19 protein-coding genes are annotated in these 24,628 nt (G+C 38.7%); 6 read left to right on the forward strand and 13 right to left on the reverse strand.

Annotated features, from left to right (window positions below; translation table 11 throughout):
- Positions 1–114: 114 nt before the first annotated feature.
- Positions 115–1,479, reverse strand: a complete 1,365-nt coding sequence (locus tag KO502_RS14245; protein WP_216023234.1) for a hypothetical protein — start codon at positions 1,477–1,479, stop codon at positions 115–117.
- Between the two features lie 250 nt (positions 1,480–1,729).
- On the opposite strand from KO502_RS14245, the gene KO502_RS14250 reads away from it, so the two are divergent.
- The 4 genes from KO502_RS14250 (at position 1,730) to KO502_RS14265 (ending at position 8,059) form a co-directional block, all read left to right on the forward strand.
- Entirely contained in the window at positions 1,730–3,508 is a 1,779-nt protein-coding gene (locus KO502_RS14250; protein ID WP_216023235.1) for an aminotransferase class III-fold pyridoxal phosphate-dependent enzyme, read from the forward strand.
- A 71-nt stretch (positions 3,509–3,579) separates the two neighbouring features.
- Positions 3,580–6,417, forward strand: coding sequence for a glycosyltransferase (locus tag KO502_RS14255; RefSeq protein WP_216023236.1), 2,838 nt, complete (start codon positions 3,580–3,582; stop codon positions 6,415–6,417).
- A 1-nt stretch (position 6,418) separates the two neighbouring features.
- Positions 6,419–7,354: an archaetidylserine decarboxylase gene (gene asd, locus KO502_RS14260; RefSeq protein ID WP_252730781.1), complete on the forward strand. Its 936-nt coding sequence runs from the start codon at positions 6,419–6,421 to the stop codon at positions 7,352–7,354.
- 66 nt (positions 7,355–7,420) lie between these two features.
- Positions 7,421–8,059, forward strand: a complete 639-nt coding sequence (locus tag KO502_RS14265; RefSeq protein WP_216023237.1) for a hypothetical protein — start codon at positions 7,421–7,423, stop codon at positions 8,057–8,059.
- 313 nt (positions 8,060–8,372) lie between these two features.
- Here the strand turns inward: KO502_RS14265 and recG are convergent, their stop codons facing one another.
- The 12 genes from recG to KO502_RS14325 form a co-directional block, all read right to left on the reverse strand.
- Positions 8,373–10,466, reverse strand: coding sequence for an ATP-dependent DNA helicase RecG (gene recG, locus KO502_RS14270; protein ID WP_216023238.1), 2,094 nt, complete (start codon positions 10,464–10,466; stop codon positions 8,373–8,375).
- A gap of 17 nt (positions 10,467–10,483) precedes the next feature.
- Positions 10,484–11,191 carry a tRNA (guanosine(18)-2'-O)-methyltransferase TrmH gene (gene trmH / locus KO502_RS14275; RefSeq protein WP_216023239.1) on the reverse strand — a complete coding sequence of 236 codons (708 nt, stop codon included), beginning with the start codon at positions 11,189–11,191 and terminating at the stop codon, positions 10,484–10,486.
- 401 nt (positions 11,192–11,592) lie between these two features.
- A complete protein-coding gene (locus KO502_RS14280) occupies positions 11,593–11,982 on the reverse strand; it encodes a RidA family protein (protein WP_216023240.1) in 390 nt (129 codons plus the stop codon).
- 29 nt (positions 11,983–12,011) lie between these two features.
- Complete coding sequence (gene spoT / locus KO502_RS14285; protein ID WP_216023241.1) at positions 12,012–14,168, reverse strand: bifunctional GTP diphosphokinase/guanosine-3',5'-bis pyrophosphate 3'-pyrophosphohydrolase; 2,157 nt, start codon at positions 14,166–14,168, stop codon at positions 12,012–12,014.
- A gap of 207 nt (positions 14,169–14,375) precedes the next feature.
- A complete protein-coding gene (gene rpoZ, locus KO502_RS14290; protein WP_216023242.1) occupies positions 14,376–14,669 on the reverse strand; it encodes a DNA-directed RNA polymerase subunit omega in 294 nt (97 codons plus the stop codon).
- Positions 14,670–14,814: 145 nt separating this feature from the next.
- Positions 14,815–15,456, reverse strand: a complete 642-nt coding sequence (gene gmk, locus KO502_RS14295) for a guanylate kinase (RefSeq protein WP_216023243.1) — start codon at positions 15,454–15,456, stop codon at positions 14,815–14,817.
- 238 nt (positions 15,457–15,694) lie between these two features.
- Positions 15,695–15,934 (reverse strand): hypothetical protein, encoded by a 240-nt coding sequence (locus KO502_RS14300; protein WP_216023244.1) that lies wholly within the window; start codon positions 15,932–15,934, stop codon positions 15,695–15,697.
- A gap of 35 nt (positions 15,935–15,969) precedes the next feature.
- Complete coding sequence (locus KO502_RS14305) at positions 15,970–16,482, reverse strand: hypothetical protein (protein ID WP_216023245.1); 513 nt, start codon at positions 16,480–16,482, stop codon at positions 15,970–15,972.
- Between the two features lie 9 nt (positions 16,483–16,491).
- Positions 16,492–16,818: a DUF883 domain-containing protein gene (locus KO502_RS14310; RefSeq protein WP_216023246.1), complete on the reverse strand. Its 327-nt coding sequence runs from the start codon at positions 16,816–16,818 to the stop codon at positions 16,492–16,494.
- Between the two features lie 155 nt (positions 16,819–16,973).
- The gene (locus KO502_RS14315; RefSeq protein ID WP_216023247.1) at positions 16,974–18,164 is read right to left on the reverse strand and encodes an amino acid aminotransferase; all 1,191 of its coding nucleotides are present in this window, start codon (positions 18,162–18,164) and stop codon (positions 16,974–16,976) included.
- Positions 18,165–18,424: 260 nt separating this feature from the next.
- Complete coding sequence (locus KO502_RS14320) at positions 18,425–20,245, reverse strand: bifunctional diguanylate cyclase/phosphodiesterase (RefSeq protein ID WP_216023248.1); 1,821 nt, start codon at positions 20,243–20,245, stop codon at positions 18,425–18,427.
- Positions 20,246–20,486: 241 nt separating this feature from the next.
- Positions 20,487–21,197 (reverse strand): DUF445 domain-containing protein, encoded by a 711-nt coding sequence (locus tag KO502_RS14325; RefSeq protein ID WP_216023249.1) that lies wholly within the window; start codon positions 21,195–21,197, stop codon positions 20,487–20,489.
- A gap of 217 nt (positions 21,198–21,414) precedes the next feature.
- Between KO502_RS14325 and greB the strand changes: the two genes are divergently transcribed.
- Both greB and KO502_RS14335 read left to right on the forward strand, forming a co-directional pair.
- Positions 21,415–21,891, forward strand: coding sequence for a transcription elongation factor GreB (greB, locus tag KO502_RS14330; RefSeq protein WP_216023250.1), 477 nt, complete (start codon positions 21,415–21,417; stop codon positions 21,889–21,891).
- A 159-nt stretch (positions 21,892–22,050) separates the two neighbouring features.
- Positions 22,051–24,420, forward strand: coding sequence for a Tex family protein (locus tag KO502_RS14335; RefSeq protein WP_216023251.1), 2,370 nt, complete (start codon positions 22,051–22,053; stop codon positions 24,418–24,420).
- The last annotated feature ends 208 nt before the right edge of the window (positions 24,421–24,628 follow it).

The raw sequence follows: 24,628 nt of genomic DNA on the forward strand, positions 1-24,628 counted from the left end.
TTTTGTCATATTGAACAATCGAGCCAACCACATCAGGGTGTTGCTTGATGGTTAATGGGTCTACGGTGTTAAAAGTCTTCATGGTTATTTATTCCGTGTTTCAAAATCGTTAGCTTATAAAGCAATACGCACTAAAATGTTATTGTCTTCTAAGTACTTTAAGGTTTGAGGGTTTTTGTCCTGGCTAAAAGTTTCAACCATGCCTTGGCTAATTTTACCCGTTACAGGGTCAGTATTACGGGTTAAACCATTACCTTGAAATTGTTCATTCGCGCCGTATTTTCTATCTATTCTATGCCTTGCCCTGAAAATATCTTCATCAGCCTCGGTTAATTGCATATCTCGGGAAAATTCACTAAATTCATCTTTATCTTTTAGATTTACTCCATCAGCTTTGGCGACTTTAACAAGTGCCTCATAGTCTTTTGAATACTGCGGTGTCATACACGCGGTGATAACATCCGCAGGGGTGTCTTCAAGGTCAGCTTTAGCAAAATCAGTTAGGTTGTTATAAGTCGGTATAAAGGTTTTCATATCGCCTTCTGTCGCCGCTTTGTCTGCATCTATCACCAATAAGGTATAGTCTGCTGCTTTGTTATACGGGATCCCCACTGCACTGGTAATTAATTCAGGATCCTTATCGGCATACTCCAGCTGGCTATACGTTGTTGTCCAGTAGGTTGACTGTTTAGTTTGTGGGTTTACCCAACCCACGGTACCTTCATCTGTAGCGTATTCACTTTCAATGATACGCACTATGTATTTTTCATCTAAGCCCTGTTCAACAATATCAAGTTTATCGGCAAGGGTGTAAGGTGAGGTAGGTAGTGGTGCTCCGGTACTGCGGGCTATAGCTACAGCTTCAGTAGCTGCTTGCATTCTTGCCTGAACTTCAGCCATGGTTAATGGTGGTTTGATGGTGCTGTTATTACTTTTGTTGTTTTTATTTTCACTGGCAAGTATTTGTGCAGCACTTGGAGCGGTGTTTGCTCTAGGTTTTGGTGTGGCATTGGCCACTTCATTATTTAGTGCTTGCGCATTAATAATAGGAATATTACTACTAGCGGCTTTTTGCTTAGCACTTTGTTCAAGTTCATAACTGGTTGGTGAACTATACACTGACCTTGGCTCATCCAGCGGAAATATTAATAAGTTACCCGCTTCAAGCTCTTTGGCAATATAAGGGATAAGTGCGCGTTCATCATTGTGAAGAGCATAAACACTTTCACCTTTGATATAACTATACAGGTGACTGATAATATTCTGTTCGTTTTTCCATTCATGTAAATTATTTAAGAATTGCTCCCCGTAAGTGGCGCAGACTCTTAAGTCCATTTGCGATGGTTTTAAAAAAGGGTCGTTAGGTTTGTCGACAGGTTTACAGGCTAGGTAGCGATATGAAAAATTGCAAACAAGGTAATGCCCCTTGCTAAAGATGCTTTGACGACCCACGTTGGGGTATGAAAATTCCGTATTCATTTTAGTTTCCGTTGAGTCTAACTTATTCAAGTACCGTGATAATACACCTTGTAGTATGAAATTTAAATACTCAATCATCTAGTGTAAATGTGTTTAGCGTTTAAGTTACTGATGATTACATTAGCTTTATCGTGTAACCACTGAAATAATTGTGCAATAAAAGTACTATAAAACTGCAATTAATCCGAAATAAATAGTTCAAATAAGCGTGCTACTTTTGCTATAAATTAGTGAGATGGACATGTTATTAATGGAAGAAACATACGCAGTAACATTTACGCAATTTATAGTACTTTGTGCAGTAATAATTTATCTAGTTAATAAAATTAGAGTTCGTTTAGCGTTATCAAAAGCTAAACACCCTTCACTTAGAGGTCATAGCAAATGGTCTCGTCGGTTGGCCAAATGCGTCAAATTTTTTGAATATAAAGAAGACAGTTACTTTGCTGTTGATGGCGCGCCAGCGACTATTCAAGAGCAGCGTAAACAGGCTTTTCATCAGTTAAAAGAACGCATGGCAGCAAACTCCCCGAAAACTATTGCATTTTCATCTAACTTACAGCAAAGCGTATCTGACTTACAATTCACCAGTAAATATCGTGTTCCTTTCCCTTTTCGCAATCAGCTACCTAAACCTTTCACCTTAAGTAATATCGTTAAAGAAACGCGAGGTACACAAATTAAAGATTTAGACGGTAACTGGCGATATGACTTGTCTGGCTCGTATGGTGTGAACGTATTTGGTTATGATTTTTATAAAAGTTGCATGCAAGCTGGTAGCAAGAGTGTTGCTGACTTAGGACCTGTTTTAGGACCTTATCACCCAATTATTGCCGAAAATGTTGAGCTGATTAAAAATATATCTGGTCTTGATGAAGTGTCGTTTCACATGTCAGGCACCGAAGCTGTTATGCAAGCGGTACGCTTGGCGCGCTACAACACAGGTAAAAAATATTTAGTCCGCTTTTGTGGAGCTTATCATGGCTGGTGGGATGGCGTGCAACCAGGTGTTGGTAATCAGCGCGATATTAATGACGTTTACACCCTAAACGACCAAAGCGAGCAAACTTTACATGTGTTATCTACCCGTAATGACATTGCTTGTGTACTCATCAACCCGTTACAGGCTTTTCACCCAAATGCAGATTCGGCCTCAGATGTTGGCTTAATTGGCAGTTTACGCGCCACTAATTTTGACAAAGCGGCTTACAGTACTTGGCTTAAACGTTTACGTGAAATTTGTACGCAAAAAAATATTGTATTGATTTTCGATGAAGTGTTTACCGGTTTTCGTTTAGGTTATCGCGGCGCACAGCAATATTTTGATGTACAAGCCGATATGGTGACTTACGGTAAAACTATTGGTGGTGGTTTGCCAATAGGCGTTGTCGCCAGTAGCCACACTTTAATGAAACGTTATAAAGACAAGCAACCTGCGCACGTGTCGTTAGCGCGCGGTACTTTTAACTCTCACCCTTCTGTTATGGCGTCGATGAATGAATTTTTAATTCGCATTCAACATCCTGATATTCAACAGCAATATGAACAGATTGAATCTGTGTGGGATGAACGTGTTGCCAAGTTTAATGAACGTCTGCAGCAAGCTAACTTACCGCTGAAAATAACCAATATGCAAAGCATTTTATCGGTTATATACACTAAACCAAGCCGTTATAACTGGATGTTTCAGTTCTATTTACGAGCCAACAACTTAGAGCTGAGTTGGATTGGCAGCGGCAGAATGATCATGAGTTTTGATTATACCGATGCAGATTTTGATCAGGTTATTACCCAGTTTATTACTGCAGCAGAAGAAATGGCCGCTGATGGTTGGTGGTGGCAATCAAGCAACTTAACCAATAAAACCATTAAACAACAGTTCGTATACGACATGGTTTCAGCCTATTCGCCTTTGTTAGCTAAGTTTTTACCAAGCCCGTTAATGTCGAAGTTGAAAACGGCGGTTAAAACGAGTAGTTCGGTTAACGCAGTCAATATAGCTAAGACAAGCAGCACAATTAAAGAATAAACGTAACGAACAGCACTACTAATCATACATAAAGGCTAAGCACTCAGGTAACGAGTGAAAAAGGTAAGTTAATGAATAATTCAACTAAATCTATATCAGCTGAACAATTTAGTACGCCAGAGATATGTGACTTTCGCTTATCATTAAAAAATGAATTTGACAGTTTTTTAACAACACAAAAAACTAAATACGCGCCAGAAGACTGTTTAACCGTTGATTTACATTGCCATGATCATAATAGTGATGTGCCGGATGAGTTATGGGGGCGTATTTTACGCTTACCTGAAACCTGGTTGAAAACTAAAAAGCTGGCGAAATTATTAAAGAAAAACAACTGTGACGTTTTTACCGTTACCAACCATAACAATGCGCGTTCATGTTGGGATCAAATTGCCAAAGGTGAAGACGTATTGGTTGCCGCAGAATTTACCTGTTACTTCCCAGAATATGATTTGTTTATTCACGTATTAACCTATGGCTTTAGTAAAGACCAAGAAAATATATTAAACGAGCTACGCAGTGACGTTTATAGCTTTTTAAAATACGCCGCTAAAAATGATATTCCCGTAATACTGCCGCATCCGCTTTATTTTTATACCCGTAATGAAAAAATAGACATTGGCTTATTTGAAAAATTTGCGGTTATTTTTTCACGCTTTGAAGTATTAAATGGTCAACGTGATTTATGGCAAAGTGTATTAACACTGAATTGGGCACAAGGTTTAACAAGTGACAAAATTATTGCCTATGCAGCCAAGCATGATCTTAACCCTTATGACTTTGGCGTTGACCCTTATCAAGACAAAATATTAACCGGTGGCTCAGACGATCACACCGGTATTTTTGCCGGGCAATGTGGCTCAAAGTTATATGTAGAGAATTTGCAGGAGCGTTTAAAAACTCAAAGCGCCTCGTCACTTGCGCTTGAAGCGATTAAAAAAGGTAATGTTGCGGTATTTGGGCAAGTGGCTGAAAACGAAAAACTCAATATTGCCTTGCTTGATTACTTCTCACAAGTTGCCACTAAAATTGAAGATCCTGGCTTCTTTCGCATAATGTTACACCGTGGCTCGCCACTCGATAAAGTTGGTTGTTTTGCGGTAAGTAATATCTTGCTTGAAATGCAAAAGAATAAATATGCAATGAAGTTCTTTGGGTTTATTCACGATGCCATGCAAGGTAAAAAGCCGAGTAAACTAATCAAATGGAATGTACCGAAGAAATTTCGTTTTTGTATTGAGTACCTTGAACAAATAGCTGAAAGTAAGAAACAATCGCCAGAAGCTTTTGCGACAACAGTAAATAACTCGGTTAATGGCTTATTTACTCGTTTAAATGAACATATTGCTGATAGTGTTGAAGGGGTAATGGTTAATAACAAAGGGCCAAAACTCGAAAACTTTACCACCGAAGAAATCACTCGAAAATTTGAAATTCCAAGCCAACTTACCGCACTCTTTTTAGGGGGCGGTAAACGACAAGACAACCTCAGTAACATTAACCTTGAAAAGTTAGTTGATAAAGTTTCTTTCCCGTTTTTAATTACCACTATATTAGCCGCGGCATCGTTAGCGTCTACGCGTGTGTTATATCAAAATCGTGTGTTATTAAATGACTTTTCAGAACAAATAGGTAAAAACAGCCATCCTAAACGTGCTTTGTATTTAACCGATACTTTGCGCGATAAAAATGGTGTGTCTAATTCATTATCAGGAAAACTAGCCGAAGCACAACGCGCTAACTTACCTATCGATTTTCTAGTATGTGACAACAACATAACCCCAGAGCCTCACTTATATGTGGTGAAACCTATTACCACTTTTATGGTGAAAAAGTTTGGTGAGCAAGAAATACGTATCCCTGATTTGATGGCGATTGCGCAAATATTTTACCAAGGTGGTTACGACCGTATTATTTGTTCTACCGAAGGCCCAATGGCGCTTGTGTCGTTGTTTTTACAGCAAATGTTTAACGTGCCTAATTACTTCTTTATGCATACCGACTGGATTGACTTTATTAAACATGGCACAGAATTAAATCAATATGAACGTGATCGTGTACGCCGTTTAATGCGCGCTTTGTATAACCGATATGATGGTATTTTTGTCTTAAATAGTGATCACCAGCAATGGCTTAGTAGTCATGAAATGCAGCTTGATGAAGAGAAAATATTTTTAACCGCTCATCACACCCAAGCGAGAAATCCAAACATAGTTAAACGCAATAAAAGCGACATAGTGTTAGGTGCAACCGATGACACGCCTATTTTATTTATTGCTTGTCGTATCAGTAAAGAGAAAGGTTTGTTTGACCTACCTGTGATCATCACTAAAGCAAAAGAAAAAATTCCTAACCTAAAATTAGTGATTGCTGGCTCAGGCCCAGCCACAGAAGAGTTAAAAATTGCCCTTAGTGAAGTTATGCCAGATGCGACCTTTTTAGGGTGGCAAAGTAAAGAGCAAATGGCGGCGCTGTATTTAAGCTTAGATTTATTTATTTTCCCATCAAAATTCGACACCTTCGGTAATGTTATTTTAGAGTCTTTTGTTCACGGTATGCCAACACTGGCTTACAACTGCAAAGGCCCGAAAGATATTATTGAACACGGAAAAAATGGCTTTTTGTGCGAAACCAAAATAGATATGGCCAATGCAGTGGTTGAGTTTTTTAGTACACCGGCATTACAGAAAACTATGCGCGCTAATGCGTTAGTTCGCGCCAGTGAATATCAAGCTGAACCTATTATGGGCACCTTTATGGAGAATGTTGGGTTAGATATACCTGACGGTTACAACACAACTAGTAAAGTAGATAATAAGATAGACAACAATATAGAGCGTTTGATTGCCGACATAAGCAAAAAAACGCCTAGTGAAAAAGAGCAGTCGGTGCAAAGGACGGTTGCTTAGTATGAGTATGGATATGACCAAGAATGAGAAAAGTCGTGAGCTGAGGGTGACTGAGCAAGGAACGTCAAAATTAACAAAAAAAGAGCAATTAAATTTTTTATTAACTAACCGTATTCCGCGTCGTTATTTAACCTTGTTTATGGGTTGGTTTAGTAAAATAGAACAACCTTGGCTTACTAAGCTTTCAATAAAAATATGGACAGTGTTTGCAGAGGACTTAAAACTTGAAGACGCTAAAAAGTCTTCATTTAAGAGTTTAAATGAATGTTTTACCCGCGAACTCAAACCCGGTTTACGTCCAATTGCTAGTGATAACGATATTGTCACTAGCCCATGCGATGCCATTGTTGGCGAGTGTGGTGAAATAGCAGGAAAAACGGTTTTTCAAGCTAAGGGTTTTCCTTACGAATTAAGTGAATTGATCCCAGATTTTCACCTCAACAATAAATACAAAAACGGTAAGTTTATTACCTTACGCTTAAAGTCGAGTATGTATCATCGTTTTCATGCTCCGATTGATTGTGATGTAAAAAGCGTTAATTACATTTCAGGCGATACATGGAATGTAAACCCGATCACCTTAAAGCGCATAGAGCGATTATTTTGTCGTAATGAACGTGCTGTAATTGAGCTTAAAAACAAACCCCAAAGTACCCATAAAAACCATAGCATTACCCTTGTTCCTGTAGCCGCAGTACTGGTTGCTTGTATGAAATTCAACTTCCTTAAAGAAGCTTTAAACCTTAAATACAAAGGTCCAAACACATTGCATTGTAATGCTTCATTTAACAAAGGAGATGAAATGGGCTATTTCGAGCACGGTTCAACGATTATTTTGTTCGCTACAGCTAATTATGAGTTATGTGAAGGCATAACCACAGGCAAGCGAGTAAATATGGGGGAGGCGTTATTAACAGGGCATAGCGATCAAGATTAACGTGTCTGAGCCACGTGGCTAAACAGACAAATTTTACTATTTTTACTATTACTCAAAGGATGATTTATGACATTTTTAGAAGAATTACAAAAACAACGCTGGGATGACCATAGGTTTTACCATCACAATCGAGTTAATCAATTCTTACATTTGTTAAGTGCCTGCTGCTTTGTGGCAAGTTATGTATTAATTTTTTACTCGCCAGTTGCTGCTGCGTTGGTGGGTTGGTTGTTGTCGATGACATTACGCCAAACGGGTCATTTCTTTTTTGAGCCAAAAACTTACGATAAAGTAAACGAAGCAACACATGACTATAAAGAAAGCATAAAAGTGGGTTACAACTTACAGCGTAAAGTAGTGTTGTTATCTATCTGGGCGGCAGCGCCAGTGGTTTTATATTTTAGCCCAACTTTATTTGGTTTACTTGATGTGACCTCTTCGGTAACACTTGAGCAATACCTGAACCACGTAGCATTATCTTGGTTATTCATTGGTTTTGGCGCGGTTATCTTTCGTACCTTGCACTTGTTCAAATTAATGGGTGTGCAATCAGGTTGTGTATGGTTTTGTAAAATAGTCACTGACCCATTCCATGATATTAAAATCTACTACAAATCACCGTATTACTTATTAAAAGGTGAAATGTACGATGAGATGACTGACTGGTATGAAGAAACACCAAAAGAAACAGTGAAAGCGGCTTAATTTTAAGTTGTTGAATCTTATATTGTAGAAAGTAGTAAATAGACAAAACCCCGTTACGAGTTAATCGTAACGGGGTTTTTTAGTGTGTGCGTTTAAATTCCGCTTACGATTAATCGTCACTCCCGAGGTGTTTGTCGGGAGTCTAGTTTTTTAGCTTAGTTAAATAACTTAAAACAATGGATCCCCAACAGGACATTTTGGGGATGACAGTGTTTAGTATGAGGATTAATAAGGAGCTGAGTGATTTAGTTTGAGTGTACTAGCAGACGTAGGCGGGAATTTATTCGCGCTTATTTATTGCATGAAATCACAATTAAGCATTTGAATATATTTCTTTATTACCTAACCAACGTTGAATTAATGCTTGGGCGCAATCAGGTCGTTGGCGCGATAATAAATAAGCTTTTTGTTTTATGTCAGGAATTAAATAGCCGTCACGTAACAAGTCGGCAATTTTTAAATCGGCTAAACCTGTTTGTTTGGTGCCAAGTAATTCACCGGGACCACGTATTTCTAAGTCTTTCTCGGCGATAACAAAACCATCATTACTTTCACGCAATACTGCTAGGCGTTTGGTGGCAGTTTTTGATAACGGCGCTTTGTATAACAATACACAGAATGAAGCAACTGAGCCTCGACCCACACGACCGCGTAATTGATGTAATTGCGCTAAACCTAAGCGTTCAGGGTTTTCTATCACCATTAAGCTTGAGTTAGGTACGTCTACGCCCACTTCAATTACCGTGGTGGCAACCAGTAAGTGTAAATCCCCTTGTTTAAAGGTATCCATTACCGCTTGTTTTTCTGCAGCTTTCATTCGCCCATGTACTAGGCCAATTTTTAACTCGGGTAATTGCTCTTGTAATAATAATGCGGTGTCTTCAGCCGCTTGGCATTGTAATACTTCCGATTCATCAATTAGCGTACATACCCAATACGCTTGTCTACCGTCTTCAACACAGCCTTTTCGAATACGTTCAACAACATCGTCTCGGCGTAAATCAGGTAATGCTACTGTGTTAATGGGGGTTCGCCCTGGCGGTAATTCATCAATAATAGATGAGTCTAAATCGGCGTAGGCTGTCATCGACAAAGTACGCGGAATTGGCGTTGCGGTCATGATTAATTGATGTGGGTATTTATTATCAAATACGCCTTTTTCGCGCAGCGTTAACCGTTGATGTACACCAAATTTGTGTTGCTCATCAATAATCACCAACACCATATTTTTAAACACTACATCGTCTTGAAAAAGCGCGTGTGTGCCAATCACCATTTGCATTTCGCCACTGGCTATTTGCTCTAAGGCAATGCGTTTGGCTTTAACTTTGGTTTTGCCTGCTAACCAACCGACGGTGATATCTAAATCAGTAAACCAGTTGGCAAAGTTAATAGCATGTTGCTCAGCGAGGATTTCAGTCGGAGCCATTAACGCTACTTGATAACCTTCACTTATCGCCGTTAACGCAGCAAGGGCGGCAACTAAGGTTTTACCTGAGCCAACATCACCTTGTACTAAACGCATCATAGGTTGAGTTTTAGCGAGATCTGCTTTTATTTCAGCAACTACACGAGTTTGCGCATTGGTTGGCGTAAAAGGTAAAGATTTAAGGAATTTTTGAGTAACTTTTTCATCACCAACTAACGATAAAGCTTCATGTACATCGCTTGTTTGTCTAAGCTTTAACATACTTAAGTTGTGGGCGAGTAACTCTTCTTTGATCAGGCGTTGCTGGGCAGGATGGCGACCTTGCTCTAATTGCTCAATAGAAACATTTGGCGGTGGACGGTGAATTATTTTTAAGGCTTCGCTTAATGAATATTGCTCGTCGAACAGTTCGCTAGGCAATAACTCTTCTACTTGCCCGCGTTCAAGGCGTATTAATGCTTGCTCGGTTAAGCTGCGCAGTGATATTTGTCGTAAACCGTCGGTGCTTGGGTAAACAGGGGTTAAGGTTTCTTCGGCTTGGGTTAGCTCTCTGTCGTCATCAAGAGATTTGTATTCAGGGTGAACAATTTGAAAGCTACGTGGACCGCGTTTTACTTCGCCGTAACAGCGTATGGTTTTACCTACCGAGAGGCTATTTTTTTGGCTAGCAGAAAAGCTGAAAAAGCATAATTGAATACTACCTGTACCGTCGTGCAAAGTAACCACTAACATACGGCGCTTGCCATGTGTTATTTGACTATCGGTTATTTCACCTATGATATTAGTTGATAAACCTACCGATAACTCACGCACTGTACTAACGCGGGTTTTATCTTCGTAACGCAGGGGTAAATGAAAGAGAATATCTTGCACGGATATCAAGCCAATTTTAGCGAGCTTTTCAGCTAAACTTGGCCCAACACCTTTAAAGGAGCTTAACGGAACTTGTGATAATTTACTTAGCCCTTCCAAAGACATTTAGTAATCCCTAATAATTAATCGTCAATCTGTTGCCAAGCTTTTTTGTCCATTTGCATTTTTTGCCACCATTGTTCATCAGCAACAATTTGACCGTCTTCATCAATTTCTGGGTAAGGTAAACCTTTACGCTGACAAGCTTCAGCAAAGATAGGATGACCACCTTCAAACAAAGTACGTTGGCGACGTTCGTGACTTAAACGTGGCGTGTTATACATACCTGCAGCAACGCGCTGGCGCTGTGCTTCGTATAGCACAACCGAACAAGCAACAGAAACATTTAGTGACTGAACCATACCAACCATGGGAATAACAATATCTTGATCGGCTAGTTCTAATGCTAGCTCAGAAGCACCAAATTTTTCTTGTCCTAAAATAATAGCCGTTGGTTTGGTGTAGTCAATTTCTCTAAAATCTACCGCTGTGTCAGATAGGTTAGTTACTAAAACCTGCATACCTTGCGCTTTTAATGCCTTAATAGCCTCAGCTGTTTTGCTGTAGTTATGTACATCAATCCAGTTTTGGCTACCCGCAGCGCTACCACCACGTACCTCAGCTTCTTCACTTTTCCAAACCGCATGGACATCGCTAATGCCGATAGCGTCACAAGTACGCACTACCGCCGCTAAGTTATGAGATTTGTGTAAACCTTCCATACAAACGGTTAAGTCTGGTTGGCGAGTGTCTAACATGGTGTTAATACGAGTTAATCTTTCTGGAGTCATTTTACTTAATCTTTAAAATAATTTTGGTTTGGTTCATTAACAAAGCTAAGACGCAAACGCATCAATCGTCATCCCGTAGTGTTTTAATCGGGGGGCCAGTTTTTAAAAATGCATGGATCTTCGATCAGTAACTTCGAAGATGACGTTTTTAGCAAGCACCTGAGTGAACTACATAGACACAAATGGTATTAATAACCGGAATAGTCTAAATGAATGGTATTTAAGCAAAGTGTCGAGTTACGAGGGCAACGTAGATTAAACATCTTTCATGGCACATAATAGGCAAAATAAATGCGATTTAAACAAAGCCGACAAGCTGTGAGTTCATGGAGCTTATAACTATAAGTGACTTGAACGAACAGCGTAGTCAATGCCGGTTAAATTGTATTTATAAAGCCTATTTAGTCGACGCTAGGCACTTCCATAACCCCGTCTATCTCTATTTCAACGTCTTTCGGTAATTTCGACACTTGAATAGCTGCTCTTGCAGGGTATGGTTGCACAAAATACTTACTCATAATCTCGTTAACTGTGGCAAAGTTGCCTAAGTCTGTTAAGAAAATGTTTACCTTAACCATGTCGTTAATACCGCCACCTGCAGCTTCACAAACGGCTACTAGGTTTTTAAATACTTGCTCGGCTTGCTCAGAAAAACCACCAGCAATCACTTCCATCGTTTCAGGTACTAATGGGATTTGACCCGATAAATATACTGTGTTGTTAACTTTAACTGCTTGGCTATATGGGCCGATTGCGCTTGGCGCTTTGTCTGTACTGATAATACTTTTCATAACTTTCCTTAGGTACTGCTTTAATAAGCCTAAATAGGGTTTAAAGGCGGCTTGTTTGAACTGTCAGCTGCCACTTTTCTGTTTTTTCTAATAACGCGTTGAACGTCAACTAATACTTTAATTTTACGAATAATGTCAGCTAAGTGAATACGGTCACGACAGGTAAGTTCCATATCGATGACATATAAACCGGCTTCTTTTTCGCCTGAATTTAAGCTGTGTACATTAGAGCCACACTTAGCGACTACATTGGTTAATAATGCTAATGCACCTTGATGGTTAAGTATTTCAATGCGTAACTTAGCAATAAATTCTTTGTTGATATCGCTGTCCCATTTTACTGGGAATACAGCGCTTTGATCATGGCCTTTAATATTACGACAGCCTTGCTGATGTACCATTAAGCCTTTACCTGGGCTTAAATAAGCTACAATTGCATCACCAGGAATAGGACGACAACATTTACCGTAGTTTACTAACATACCTTCGGTGCCTTTAATTGGCATCTTCACTTTTGCACCTGAGTATGGTGCTTCAGTGTCTTCAATAAAGCCGTCGGTTAATTGTCTGGCGATACCAATGCTTAAGGCGTTACCTAAACCAATATTAGTAAGTAATTCGTCAAAGGTTTTGTTACCACTCTTTTTAACCACTTCCTCGACTTTTTCTGGCGCTAAATCTTTGAACTTAGTTTTACCAAGGGCGTGACATAGTAAGCGTTTACCTAGCGCATGCGAGTCATCTTTTTCACAGCTTCTTAGGTAGGTTCTAATTTGTAAACGTGCTTTAGCGGTAACTACAAAGTTTAACCAAGTTGCATTCGGACGTGCTTTTTTCGAGGTAATTACTTCAATGGTTTGTCCTGAAGTAATAGGCTGGCTCATTGGGTAAGGTTTACGGTCAACCTTAACGCCAACACAAGAGTTGCCTACATCGGTATGTACTGCGTAGGCAAAATCAATTGCGGTAGCGCCCATTGGCAGCTCAATAATACGTCCATCAGGAGTAAAGACATAAATTTCTTCAGGGAATAAATCTGATTTAACATTTTCAATAAATTCGAAAGAACTACCAGCACTTTGTTGTAGTTCTAATAAACTTTGCATCCAACGACGGGCTTTCATTTGCGCGGTGGTGCCAGTATTGTCACCGTCTTGTTTGTATAACCAATGGGCAGCAACACCTTTGTCGGCCATTTGGTCCATATCTTCATTACGGATTTGAATTTCTACAGGAATACCATGCGGACCAATTAATGAAGTATGCAATGATTGATAACCATTAGTTTTAGGAATAGCAATGTAATCTTTAAAACGGGTATCAATTGGTTTGTATAGATTGTGCATAACGCCTAATGCGCGGTAACAACAATCAACCTTGTCTTCTACTATGATACGAAAAGCATAAATGTCCATAACTTCATTAAATAAAAGCTCTTTGTTAAGCATTTTTTTGTAAATAGAATAAAGGTGTTTTTCACGGCCTTTAACTTGAGCAATAATGCCACTTTCAGCAAGACGTGAAGTTATTTCTTTTTGAATATTATCAACAATAGCTTTACGGTTACCACGAGCACTTTTTACTGCTGATTTTAGAGCGCGAGAACGCATCGGGTAGAGTGCTTGAAAACCTAGTAGCTCTAATTCATTTTTAATATCATGAATACCTAAACGGTTAGCTATTGGTGCGTAAATTTCTAAAGTTTCGCGAGCAATACGACGTCGTTTGTCTGGACGTAATGAGCCTAAAGTACGCATGTTGTGGGTGCGATCGGCAAGTTTGATTAAGATAACGCGAATGTCTTGCACCATAGCAAGTATCATTTTACGGAAGTTCTCCGCTTGCATTTCTTCTTTATTATCAAACTCTAATTTATCTAGCTTACTCACACCTTCTACAAGCTCGGCTACGGTATGGCCAAATAATTCCGCGAGTTCATCTTTGGTTACCGGGGTATCTTCAATTACGTCGTGTAATAATGCTGCCATGAGGGTTTCATGGTCTAAATGCATGTGCGCAAGATTAATGGCTACGGCAACTGGGTGAGTTATATAAGGATCACCACTTGAACGCATTTGGCCGTCATGTGCGTCACGGGCAACAATATAGGCATCCTTTAACAGATCAATTTGTTCTTTTGATAGGTAGGTAGCGCTAAGTTCTTTTAAAGGTTCAAATAGATACACCTAATACTCCAAATTGAGGGAAGTGGATAATAAGTAAGAATACGCGGCAATACGCGTGTTTTACAAGAAATAAAAGCTAAGTTAGCAATACCAAGTAAAAAAATAAAAAACAAGGAATAAAAAACGCGTAACCACTTTCTGACCTTTGGGTCGAGTTAGGTACGCGTTTTTAAGGCTTAATCTTATTTTCTATTGAAAATAATTAGCTTAACTTAATTCTTCTTGATCTTGTTGACCGCCAACAATCGCAGCAACAGCATCTAATTCAGCAGTATCTTGCTGGATTTGTTGTTGACGATCAGAAACGTTCATAATATCGGTAGTAATTAAACCTGCTTCAATTTCACGCAAAGCAAGTACCGTTGGCTTGTCGTTTTCGACTTCAACCAATGGATCTTTTCCGCCCGTTGCAATTTGACGAGCACGACGTGATGCAACTAACACCAAATCAAAACGATTACCGACTTTTTCTACGGCATCTTCAACAGTTACGCGAGCCATCTGGTCACTCCAACTAAAAATAATATAATAATGTACAAAATAGCTGCGTAGTTTACTGCTCACTCACTAATTAAGCAAGTGATCACTAATGCAACAGCTGAATTTTTATGTTTTTATGGGTAATAAAACACTTATTGTTTACAGATTATTGCTCTGTAGCTAGTAATTTACTGAATAATTCGTGTTGAGCAATGCTTTGTTGGCGGCATTTAAGACGTTGATTATTAACAATGGTACTCAAATCAAATAAAGCTTGGTCAAAGTCATCGTTAACTATCACATAGTCAAACTCATTATAGTGAGAGCATTCCGCTTGCGCTTTTTCCATACGGCTAGCAATCACTTCATCGCTGTCTTGGCCACGACCTTTTAAGCGTTTTTCTAATTCTTCTTTAGATGGTGGACTGATAAAGATAGTGGTTACACTCGGCTTTTTCATGCGCACTTGTTGTGCACCTTGCCAGTCAATATCTAAAAACACATCAATACCTTGCGCAAGCTGTGCATCAATAGCTGCTTCTGAAGTGCCATAATAATTACCAAATACCTCGGCGTATTCATAAAAAGCATTGTTGGCTATTTGTGCTTTAAATTCTTTAACGCTAACAAAGTGATAATGTTCGCCATTGTTTTCGCCCGGACGTGGATCACGTGTGGTGTGAGAAACAGAAACCTGCATAGGTCTTGCTGAAGCTAAGCTTTCTGGCTGTAGTAATGCCTTGATAAGGCTTGATTTTCCTGCTCCGCTTGGAGCGGAAAGAATAAATAAATTACCGGGAACAATCACAGTGTTTTCCTTAGGTTAATTATGGCTCGGGTATTTTAGCTATATAATATATAGCAGCTCATAAAAAGAGTGAGCGGTATTTTACGCTATTGTGAGAGAAAAATCTCAGTCAGTTTTATATTGATATTAACTCTGAGGGGATGTTTTTTGCTGTTGTTGCTTGCATGAGCAAATAGCAACGAAGGATATAAGGTCTGTTGATCTTTCAGGGGTAAAATCTATTCGATTTAAAACGGATTTAAAAAGCCTTCCATAAAAATGAGGCGAGTGTGGTTGCCGATACGTTGTATTTTGGTGGCAATGCACCATTAATAGCGCCTGCAGTAAACATAGTTGCAATACCGGTTGGTGAAGAGACAAATTGTTTACTTATTAAAGTCGCTTCTTCAAGCTGTATTCGTGATTGTTTGCTCGCCAGTTGTGCGTTAATACTTGCTTGTTGTAAAGCGGCTTTATCTTTTTTTAATAAATCGAACATAAGCGCCTATATATGATTAGTTACGATAGGTAGTGTTAATGATCAGCGGTATTAGTTGGTGCGAGATCATTATCAGTGGTGTGTTTACTAATATCATCTGCGTTACTTGCATTGTTTTTATTGCTTGGCTTAATCATTTCTTTACCCGCGTTAAAGATAACATTGGCAGAGGTTTTCATTTCAACAGACTGCATGGCATTGGTTAAAATATTTTTGACGATAAGCAAGGCGCTAATGTTCACTCCTAGCACCACTAACCAACACCATAACCAATCTAGCCCTAGGCTGTTTAAACCATAACTTAAGCCAATTAATAATATTACCCAAATAACCATGCCTAAAAATGCCGCGGTAGCAATACAAGCGGCGACCAAGACTATAGCTTTAAGTGATAATTGGAAGTCGGTGGCAATTAATGTGGCATAACAACTCAGTTGCGTTTTCACTTTGTAAAACGTCTTTTCCCACGCTGACAATACCGCTAACGGATCAGTATCATGTGCCGGCGGTACAGTTTGTTCTGGTTTTTTTGGCGCGGGTTCAGTCATAGTTAAGGGTTATTTTTTTCTTAAAAATGAAGAGAGCAACATACCAGCTGCAAAAGCAATACCGGCGGTAGCTAATGGGTTTTCTTTGGCGTATTTACCTACCTCAGACTGATCCCAGTATTGTTTAAATTGAATTTGTTTGTCAGCAATAGCTTCCGTTGAATGGGCGGCTGTTTCACGGATTTTTGTTTCAGCTGTTGCCGCATGTTCACCTAATGTATCAACTGAATGATGAAGTTTTTCAGTTACGTTATCGGCGATAGGTGTATTAGACACAACAGTATCGTCTTTTGCTTTTTTAGTTTTGTTTGCGGCGTTATCTTTTGCGGTAGTCATTACGTTCTCCAAACAGTTAAAAGTAAATTTATATACTTTACTTATCTTGAATTAAAGTAAGCAGTTAAGCAAACAGATATTCTATTAAGTCCGGTAATAGCCCGGTAATTTTACGGAATGACAAATTACCGGGCGTATTATTAAATAACTAACGCTTAAAGTACTTTAGCAATAGATTGTGCTAAATAATCAACATTGCTTTTGGCAATGCCAGCAATGCTCATACGGCTAGAGCCAACCATGTAGACGCTGTATTCATCTTGTAGTTGCTGTACTTGCTCAGGGGTAATCCCTAAGAATGAAAACATACCACTTTGGCGGGCAATAAAACTAAAGTCACGAGTTACGCCGTTTTCAATGAGTTTATCAACTAATATTTGGCGATTACCATTAATGCGATCGCGCATTACTTTTAGCTCGCTATACCATTCATTGCGTAATTCGTCAGAACTCAAAATGGTTTCAACAAGCGCCGCACCATGCGCTGGCGGCATAGAATAAATAATACGTACACCATGAAGTAATACCGATAAGGAAATATCGGCGGCAAGGCTTGATTTGGCAATAACGGTACAAGCGCCAATACGCTCACGATATAAACCAAAGTTTTTAGAACATGAACTACAAACCAGCATTTCTTCAACAGCGTCGGCCATTAAACGTAAGCCGTAAGCATCTTCGTCTAAGCCAGCGCCAAAGCCTTGATAAGCCATATCAATTAATGGTGTAAAGCCAACCATCTTGGTTACTTCAACCACTTGTTGCCATTGCTCGTTGGTTAAGTCCATACCGCTTGGGTTATGACAACAAGCATGCAATAACACTACGTCATCAGGGCTTACTTGTTTTAAGGTATTTAACATACCGTCAAAATCTAAGTTTTTGTTTTCATAATCGTAATAAGGATAAACTTTAACTTGTAACCCTGCACCTTCGAACAAACCTGTGTGGTTTGCCCATGTTGGATTACTTACCCAAATAGTTGCGCCTTTTTTGCAGGTTTGAATAAAGTCAGCGGCAACACGTAAAGCACAAGTGCCACCTGGGGTAGAAATAGTTCGACTACGATTTTCAAAAAGTACTTTATGCTCAGCACCAAAGATAAGCTTGGTCATTTCAGAGTTAAATAATTCAGAGCCGGTAGGGCCAATATATACTTTGCTGTTTTCTGTAGTATTACGATGTAATTCAGCTCTTTTTACGCAGTTAAGTACTGCAGTATGGCCTGATTCATCTTTGTAAACGCCAACACCTAAATCAACTTTATTTGGGTTGTTATCGTTTCGATATGAGGTTAATAATCCTAAAATAGGATCAGAAGGCATGGCAGTTAAATGACCAAACATGATGACGTTTACCTTAATTAAAAGAGGAGGGCGTTTTACCTATTTCAGTAACATTTATGATCTTCTATAGCGTTAAAATAGAAAAGATCAATGTAAAGGGTATTACGCAAATCAGGCTATTACGATTGTAGTAATATACCCATAAAAATATGTCGGAAGCATAGCGCTAAACCGAATAAAATTAAAGACATCTGATTAAAAACAGTAAATAACCTGGCGTAGTAGTTAATTAAACTAGACTCAGCTTAATCAGGCTCAAGTTAACTACTCATTATCTTATCTATATCAGTATGAATGGCAATTAACTCATCATAATCTATTAAGTTGTCTGGCTGCCGTTTGTTATGTACGTAAACCTGATTGTTAATCATTAGTTTAGATTTTTTCTTTGCTTCTGTAGCTAAGCTAGCAACGTCTAAATGGCTTAAACAAAACCTGATATCAGGTTGTATTACGCCACAACTTAAATTTAGTAATGGGAAAAACTGGTTTTCATCATTTCTATTATTACTCTCGTAGCCATTGGCTTGTATGTGTTCAGGTTTAAAATAATCTTGCACACGCTGTGAAAATATTTGTAATATTTCTTCGCATTTCTTTAACCAATGCTGAGTTTTGAAAATAATCACAAAATCGTCACCACCAACATGGCCAATAAAGTCTTCGTCACTGTCACAACAAACACTAACAACGTCAGCCACCAGTTTTATAACCGCATCGCCTGCAGCATAACCATATAAATCGTTAAATGGTTTAAAAAAATTTAAATCCAGGTATGCCAGAGTAAATGGAATGTTTTTAGTAATATGCTGCGTTATTTTTTGCTCAATAACTATATTGCCTGGAAGCATACTTAATGGGTTGGCATGTTGTGCAAATTGAATTTTTTGTTCGGTAATCCGCTTTAATAGAATATGAATATTCGCTAACCCTAAATATTTACCTTGATCGGTCACAATAAATTCTTGGCGCATAGTTAACGACTGATCGCTAGTAATTAAATCACTCACTTCAACCAATGATGCTTGTATATCAACAATAAAAGGTAATTGACTCATCACTGTTGCTATGGGTTTATTGTTGTAAAGCGCATAACCATATTGGCTGGAAAACAGCTCGGTTAGTTTATCTTTATGAATTATCCCTACAGGGACATTATCGCAATCTACCACAGCCAGAGAAAACAATCGGTTATCAAGATCAAATCTTTTATACACAGCTGAACATCGCTCATCCATAGTGAGCGCTGGTGTAACGCTAGTTAAATCAATAATTTCAGTATTAACTTCTGAGGAATTTTGGTTTGACGCTGCTTTTCTAAAAGTGACGATATTAGGAACCGTACGTAATGGTTGAGCTGCAGGTCTTGCTAATAAAAAACCTTGAGCGAATTGCATGCCTAGCTTTTCTAATAATAAAAACTCTTCGTGAGTTTCAATACCTTCAGCAATGATTTTAACGCCAGTGGCTTTACCTAGTTCAAAAATAGTGCGCAATAGTTCACGCTTTACAATGTTTTTATGCGAGTCTTGAATAAAGTATTTATCTATTTTAACAATATCAGGGCGTAACTCTGCCCATTGCATTAAACCAGAATGACCTGTGCCTAAGTCATCAATGGCAATTTTAAAGCCCATTTTGCGATAATAAGTCAGGCTTTCTTTTAGATATTCAGTATCTTTACTGTCAAACATCTCTGTAACTTCAATTACTACGCGCTCAGCGCTAAGGCCGTACTGTTTGATTAAACCGATAGTTTCGCCACTTTGGTGGTTTTTATCACCTAATACCAAGGGGCTGATATTAAGAAAAAGTAAGCCGTCTAGTTGTTGCTTCGTGAAGTTTTTAAAAGCAATTTTACGACATAAGCTTTCAAGCTCTGATAAGCGGCCTAGTGCAAACGCGGTTTTAAATAACTCTAATGGCGAAGAAAATAAACTGTCTTTTTCTACACGTGTTAACGCCTCATAGCCCCAAATTTTTTGGTTGCTAATATCGAAAATAGGCTGGAAATATGTAGTAAGCGTTTCTTTTTCAAGAATGTTATTTAGCTCAGCAGCTAATAAAGTTATGTTATTCATAAAGCGAATAATAGTTTGTAATAAAACCGTCACTGTATGGATTTAATGTTACATAATTATGAATCGCAGCAAGCTGAGCATGCATTTACTGCTGATTGTGTAAATAAAGTACATAATTGGCTTACATAGACAATAGCTTTGAAAGATAGTTGTGATGTTTTGGAGCTTATTGCTCGATAATAATGACCATGTATCTAGTGCTATTGTTTAGCTACTTACAAAGCATTAAATAACGTAGGTCTTACATTATATTTAATAATGCGGCAATCACACCAATAGCACCACCAAATATTCCACCCCAAACCACTAACCAGCCGAGATGTTGTTTTATCATTTCTTGGACGATTTCTTTTACCAGTTGTGGCGTTAATTCATCTAAGCGCTTTTGAATAATGTCACTCACTTTATCACGCATGCCGGCAATCATATCTGGTTGCTCTAACTCGTTGCGTAATAGGGTATTAAACTGTTCACTTTCGGAAATATCTTTTATAGACAGTTTCATTTTTTCAATAAAAGGTTCACGCATAGGCTCTATTGCTGCGCTACCACCCACCATAGCGAGCATACCGCCAAATGAAGAATTTTCAATAACCGATACTAGGTTGTCAAAGGCAGGAGAAAGGTCTACTTTATCAATAACTGGAGCTAAATTAATGGTGCTTGCCTTACCCGAGCTATCAGACAAAAAGCGATCGATATTTTCTTCAGTAAAAAATTGTTCCATCATTAAATGGCGAATAGCAACTTTGAACTCTTCAAAACGTGCAGGAATTACCCCCGAGCCATAAAGTAATGGCACTTTTTCAAACAACATGTGCACCGCTAACCAGTTGGTTACTGCGCCCGATAAGGCAAATAAACCTAGGGTGAAAATAATAGGCTGTTCGCTTACATAACCTGCCACGGTTAAGGCTAAGGCAATACAGTTGGTAATAAAGCTTTTATTCACTTTTTGTCCTTAATGAAAATGTGAGAAGAGATTAATTGCAACATTTTACCTAAGTTTTACACTATTTAGTAAATCAATTTAGCATTTGTTGTTTGCTTAAGCATGTCAGGATATTATTACCCTATTAGTTAAGCCTGAAATGAACGGCATTATTCAATTCACTCTCAATTATTAATTATCCATTAACCGCACATCTAAAATGTTAAGATAAAAACCAATGAAAACTCAAATAATTACTCGTGCAGGCTATCAAAAGCTACAACAAGAACTTAATGACTTATGGCGCATTGAACGCCCTGAAACCACTAAAAAAGTATCATGGGCAGCAAGTTTAGGTGACCGATCAGAAAATGCTGATTACCAGTATAATAAACGTCGTTTACGTGAAATAGACCGCAGAGTACGCTTTTTAACAAAAACATTAGAACAAATTAAAGTGGTTGATTACCATCCCCAGCAAGACGGCAAAATATTCTTTGGCGCTTGGGTTGCACTTGAAAATGAGCAAGGCGAGATATTAAAATTTCGTATTGTTGGCCCCGAAGAAATATACGGCCGCAACGACTACATCTCGATAGACTCGCCAATGGCACGAGCCTGCTTGAAAAAAGAAGTAGATGATGATGTATTTGTAAAAACCCCCGAAAGCATTAAAGAATGGGTTGTCGTAAGCATTGAATATAACAAAGACTAGGTTTACTCGTTCCCACGCTCCGCGTGGTAACGACAGTGTATACGCAGTAATATGAGGCAGCAGTATTGCTGATGTTTCTTGTCATCTCAGTTTAATTTTCGTAATTAGGGTTTTCTGTTATGATGCAGCCAACTATTACTTTGTTGGAACTGTCTTTTAATGTTAACGATTGCCGAGCAAATCGCTCAAGAACTCAATGTTAACGCGGTACAAGTTAATGCCGCTATTTCCCTACTTGATGATGGCTCAACCGTGCCATTTATTGCTCGCTATCGTAAAGAAGCTACGCAAGGTTTAGATGACGGACACCTTCGTCACTTAGCCCAGCGTTTAAGTTATTTACGTGAATTGGCCGATCGCCGCCAAGTTATTCTAACCAGTATCAAACAACAAGATAAGCTAACACCTGAGCTTGAAAGGTTAATTAGCCAAGCCGATAACAAAACCAGTTTAGAAGATTTATATTTACCCTATAAACCAAAACGTCGCACTAAGGGTAAAATAGCTTGTGAAGCAGGCATTGAGCCATTAGCGAATAAATTATTTAATAATTGGCAGCTTAACCCTGAAACAGAAGCTAAAGCTTTTATTAATGCTGCGGAAGGTTTTGCCGATGAAAAGTCTGTGCTTGAAGGTGCTAGTTATATTTTAGCTGAGCGCTTTAGTGAAGATGCTAGTTTACTTGCTAAATTACGTAATCATTTACTAAAACAAGCGTATTTAACGAGTAAGGTCGTTAAAGGACAAGATAAAGCGGGCGCTAAATTCCGTGATTATTTTGAGCACAGTGAAAAATTAAAAACGGTGCCGTCGCATCGTATGCTGGCCATGTTACGCGGCAAAAATGAAGGTTTCTTACAACTCAGTATTGATGTTGACCCAGGACAAGAGTCAACAACCTTTAGTAGTGCTGAACATATTATTATTGAGCATTTAACATTACGTTGTTTAACCTCAGGAAATAAACAAGCTGCGGCTGAGTTTTTAACTAAAACAATACTATTGACTTGGAAAGCAAAATTAAGCGTTAGTTTAAGTACCGAGTTAATTACTGCGTTGCGCGAACAAGCTGAAACTCAAGCCATTGATGTTTTCTCTAACAACTTGGCTGATTTATTAATGGCGGCTCCTGCTGGCGCATTGGTAACTTTAGGCTTAGATCCGGGCTTACGCACCGGTTGTAAAATTGCTGTTGTTGATGGCACAGGAAAACTCTTACATACCGCCACTATATTCCCACACGCACCGCAAAACCATTGGGACAAATCAATCCGTACTTTAGTTAATGTTTGTCGCCAGTTTAAAGTCGAATTAGTGGCAATTGGCAACGGTACCGGATCGCGTGAAAGTGACAAGCTTGTTGCTGAAGTAATTCAAAGCTTTAAAGCTGAAGAAAGCAAAATCAAATTAACCAAAATGATTGTTAGTGAAGCGGGCGCTTCGGTGTATTCGGCTTCTGAATTTGCCGCCAATGAATTTCCTGATCTAGATGTATCTATTCGTGGTGCGGTATCTATCGCCAGACGTTTGCAAGATCCACTTGCCGAGTTGGTGAAAATAGATCCAAAAGCCATAGGTGTTGGTCAATATCAACATGACGTCAGCCAAAGCCAGTTAAGCAAAACCCTTGATGATGTGGTTGAAGATTGTGTAAACGCCGTCGGTGTTGATTTAAATAGCGCCTCAGCGGCTTTATTAACACGTGTGTCAGGTTTAAATAAAACCATGGCAAATAACATTGTGGCTTTTCGAGATAGCGAAGGTCGCTTTAATAACCGTAAACAACTTAAAAAAGTTGCTCGTTTAGGGCCAAAAGCTTTTGAACAAGCCGCAGGTTTTTTACGTATTACTGACGGCGATAACCCGTTAGATCAATCAGCATTGCATCCTGAAAGTTATCCTGTGGTTGAGAAGATTATTAACCAATTAAATTTGGATGTTAATAGTGTTCTGAATAATAGCGAACAATTAAACTCTCTCGACGTTAGTCAGTTAACTGATGCAAATGTTGGTGAAATTACTATTAATGAAATTATCAAAGAACTAGCTAAACCAAGTCGAGATCCACGTCCTGAATTTAAAATGGCAACCTTTGCCGACGGCGTAACTACTATGGCAGATTTAACCCCAGGTTTAATACTTGAAGGGGTAGTTTCTAATGTGGCTAACTTTGGTGCTTTTGTTGATATTGGTGTTCACCAAGACGGCTTAGTACACATTTCATCCATTACTAATAAGTTTGTGAGCGATCCGCGTGAGGTTGTTAAAGCGGGCGATATTGTTAAAGTAAAAGTGGTTGAAGTTGATGTTGCTCGTAAACGTATTAGCTTAACCATGCGTTTAGATGAAGAAGTAAGTGAAAAAGCCAGCAAACCAGCTTACGTTAAAACTAATGCAGCAGATAAAACGCAATCGAAAAACAACCATAACAAGCAAAGAAACACTGCGCCCCAGTCTAAACCTAAAAAAGTAGATAATGCAGCAATGGGTAACGCTTTTGCGGATGCTTTTGCGAAGTTAAAGAAATAAGGCGTTAACTTAACGAATACTTATTTTACGCTTTATGTTCTAGGTTATATGCACTGACTCAGTTGCGTCATCCCCGTGGTGTATTAATCGGGGATCCAATTCTTAAAAAGGTAATGGATCTTCGACTAGAGACTTCGAAGATGACATATTCAGCTAAGTTAACTACATTTATCAATTATTTTAAATTAATTGTACAAATAGTGTTGAC

Origin of the sequence: Colwellia sp. E2M01 (genome assembly GCF_018860585.1) — a bacterium.
Taxonomy (GTDB): domain Bacteria; phylum Pseudomonadota; class Gammaproteobacteria; order Enterobacterales; family Alteromonadaceae; genus Colwellia.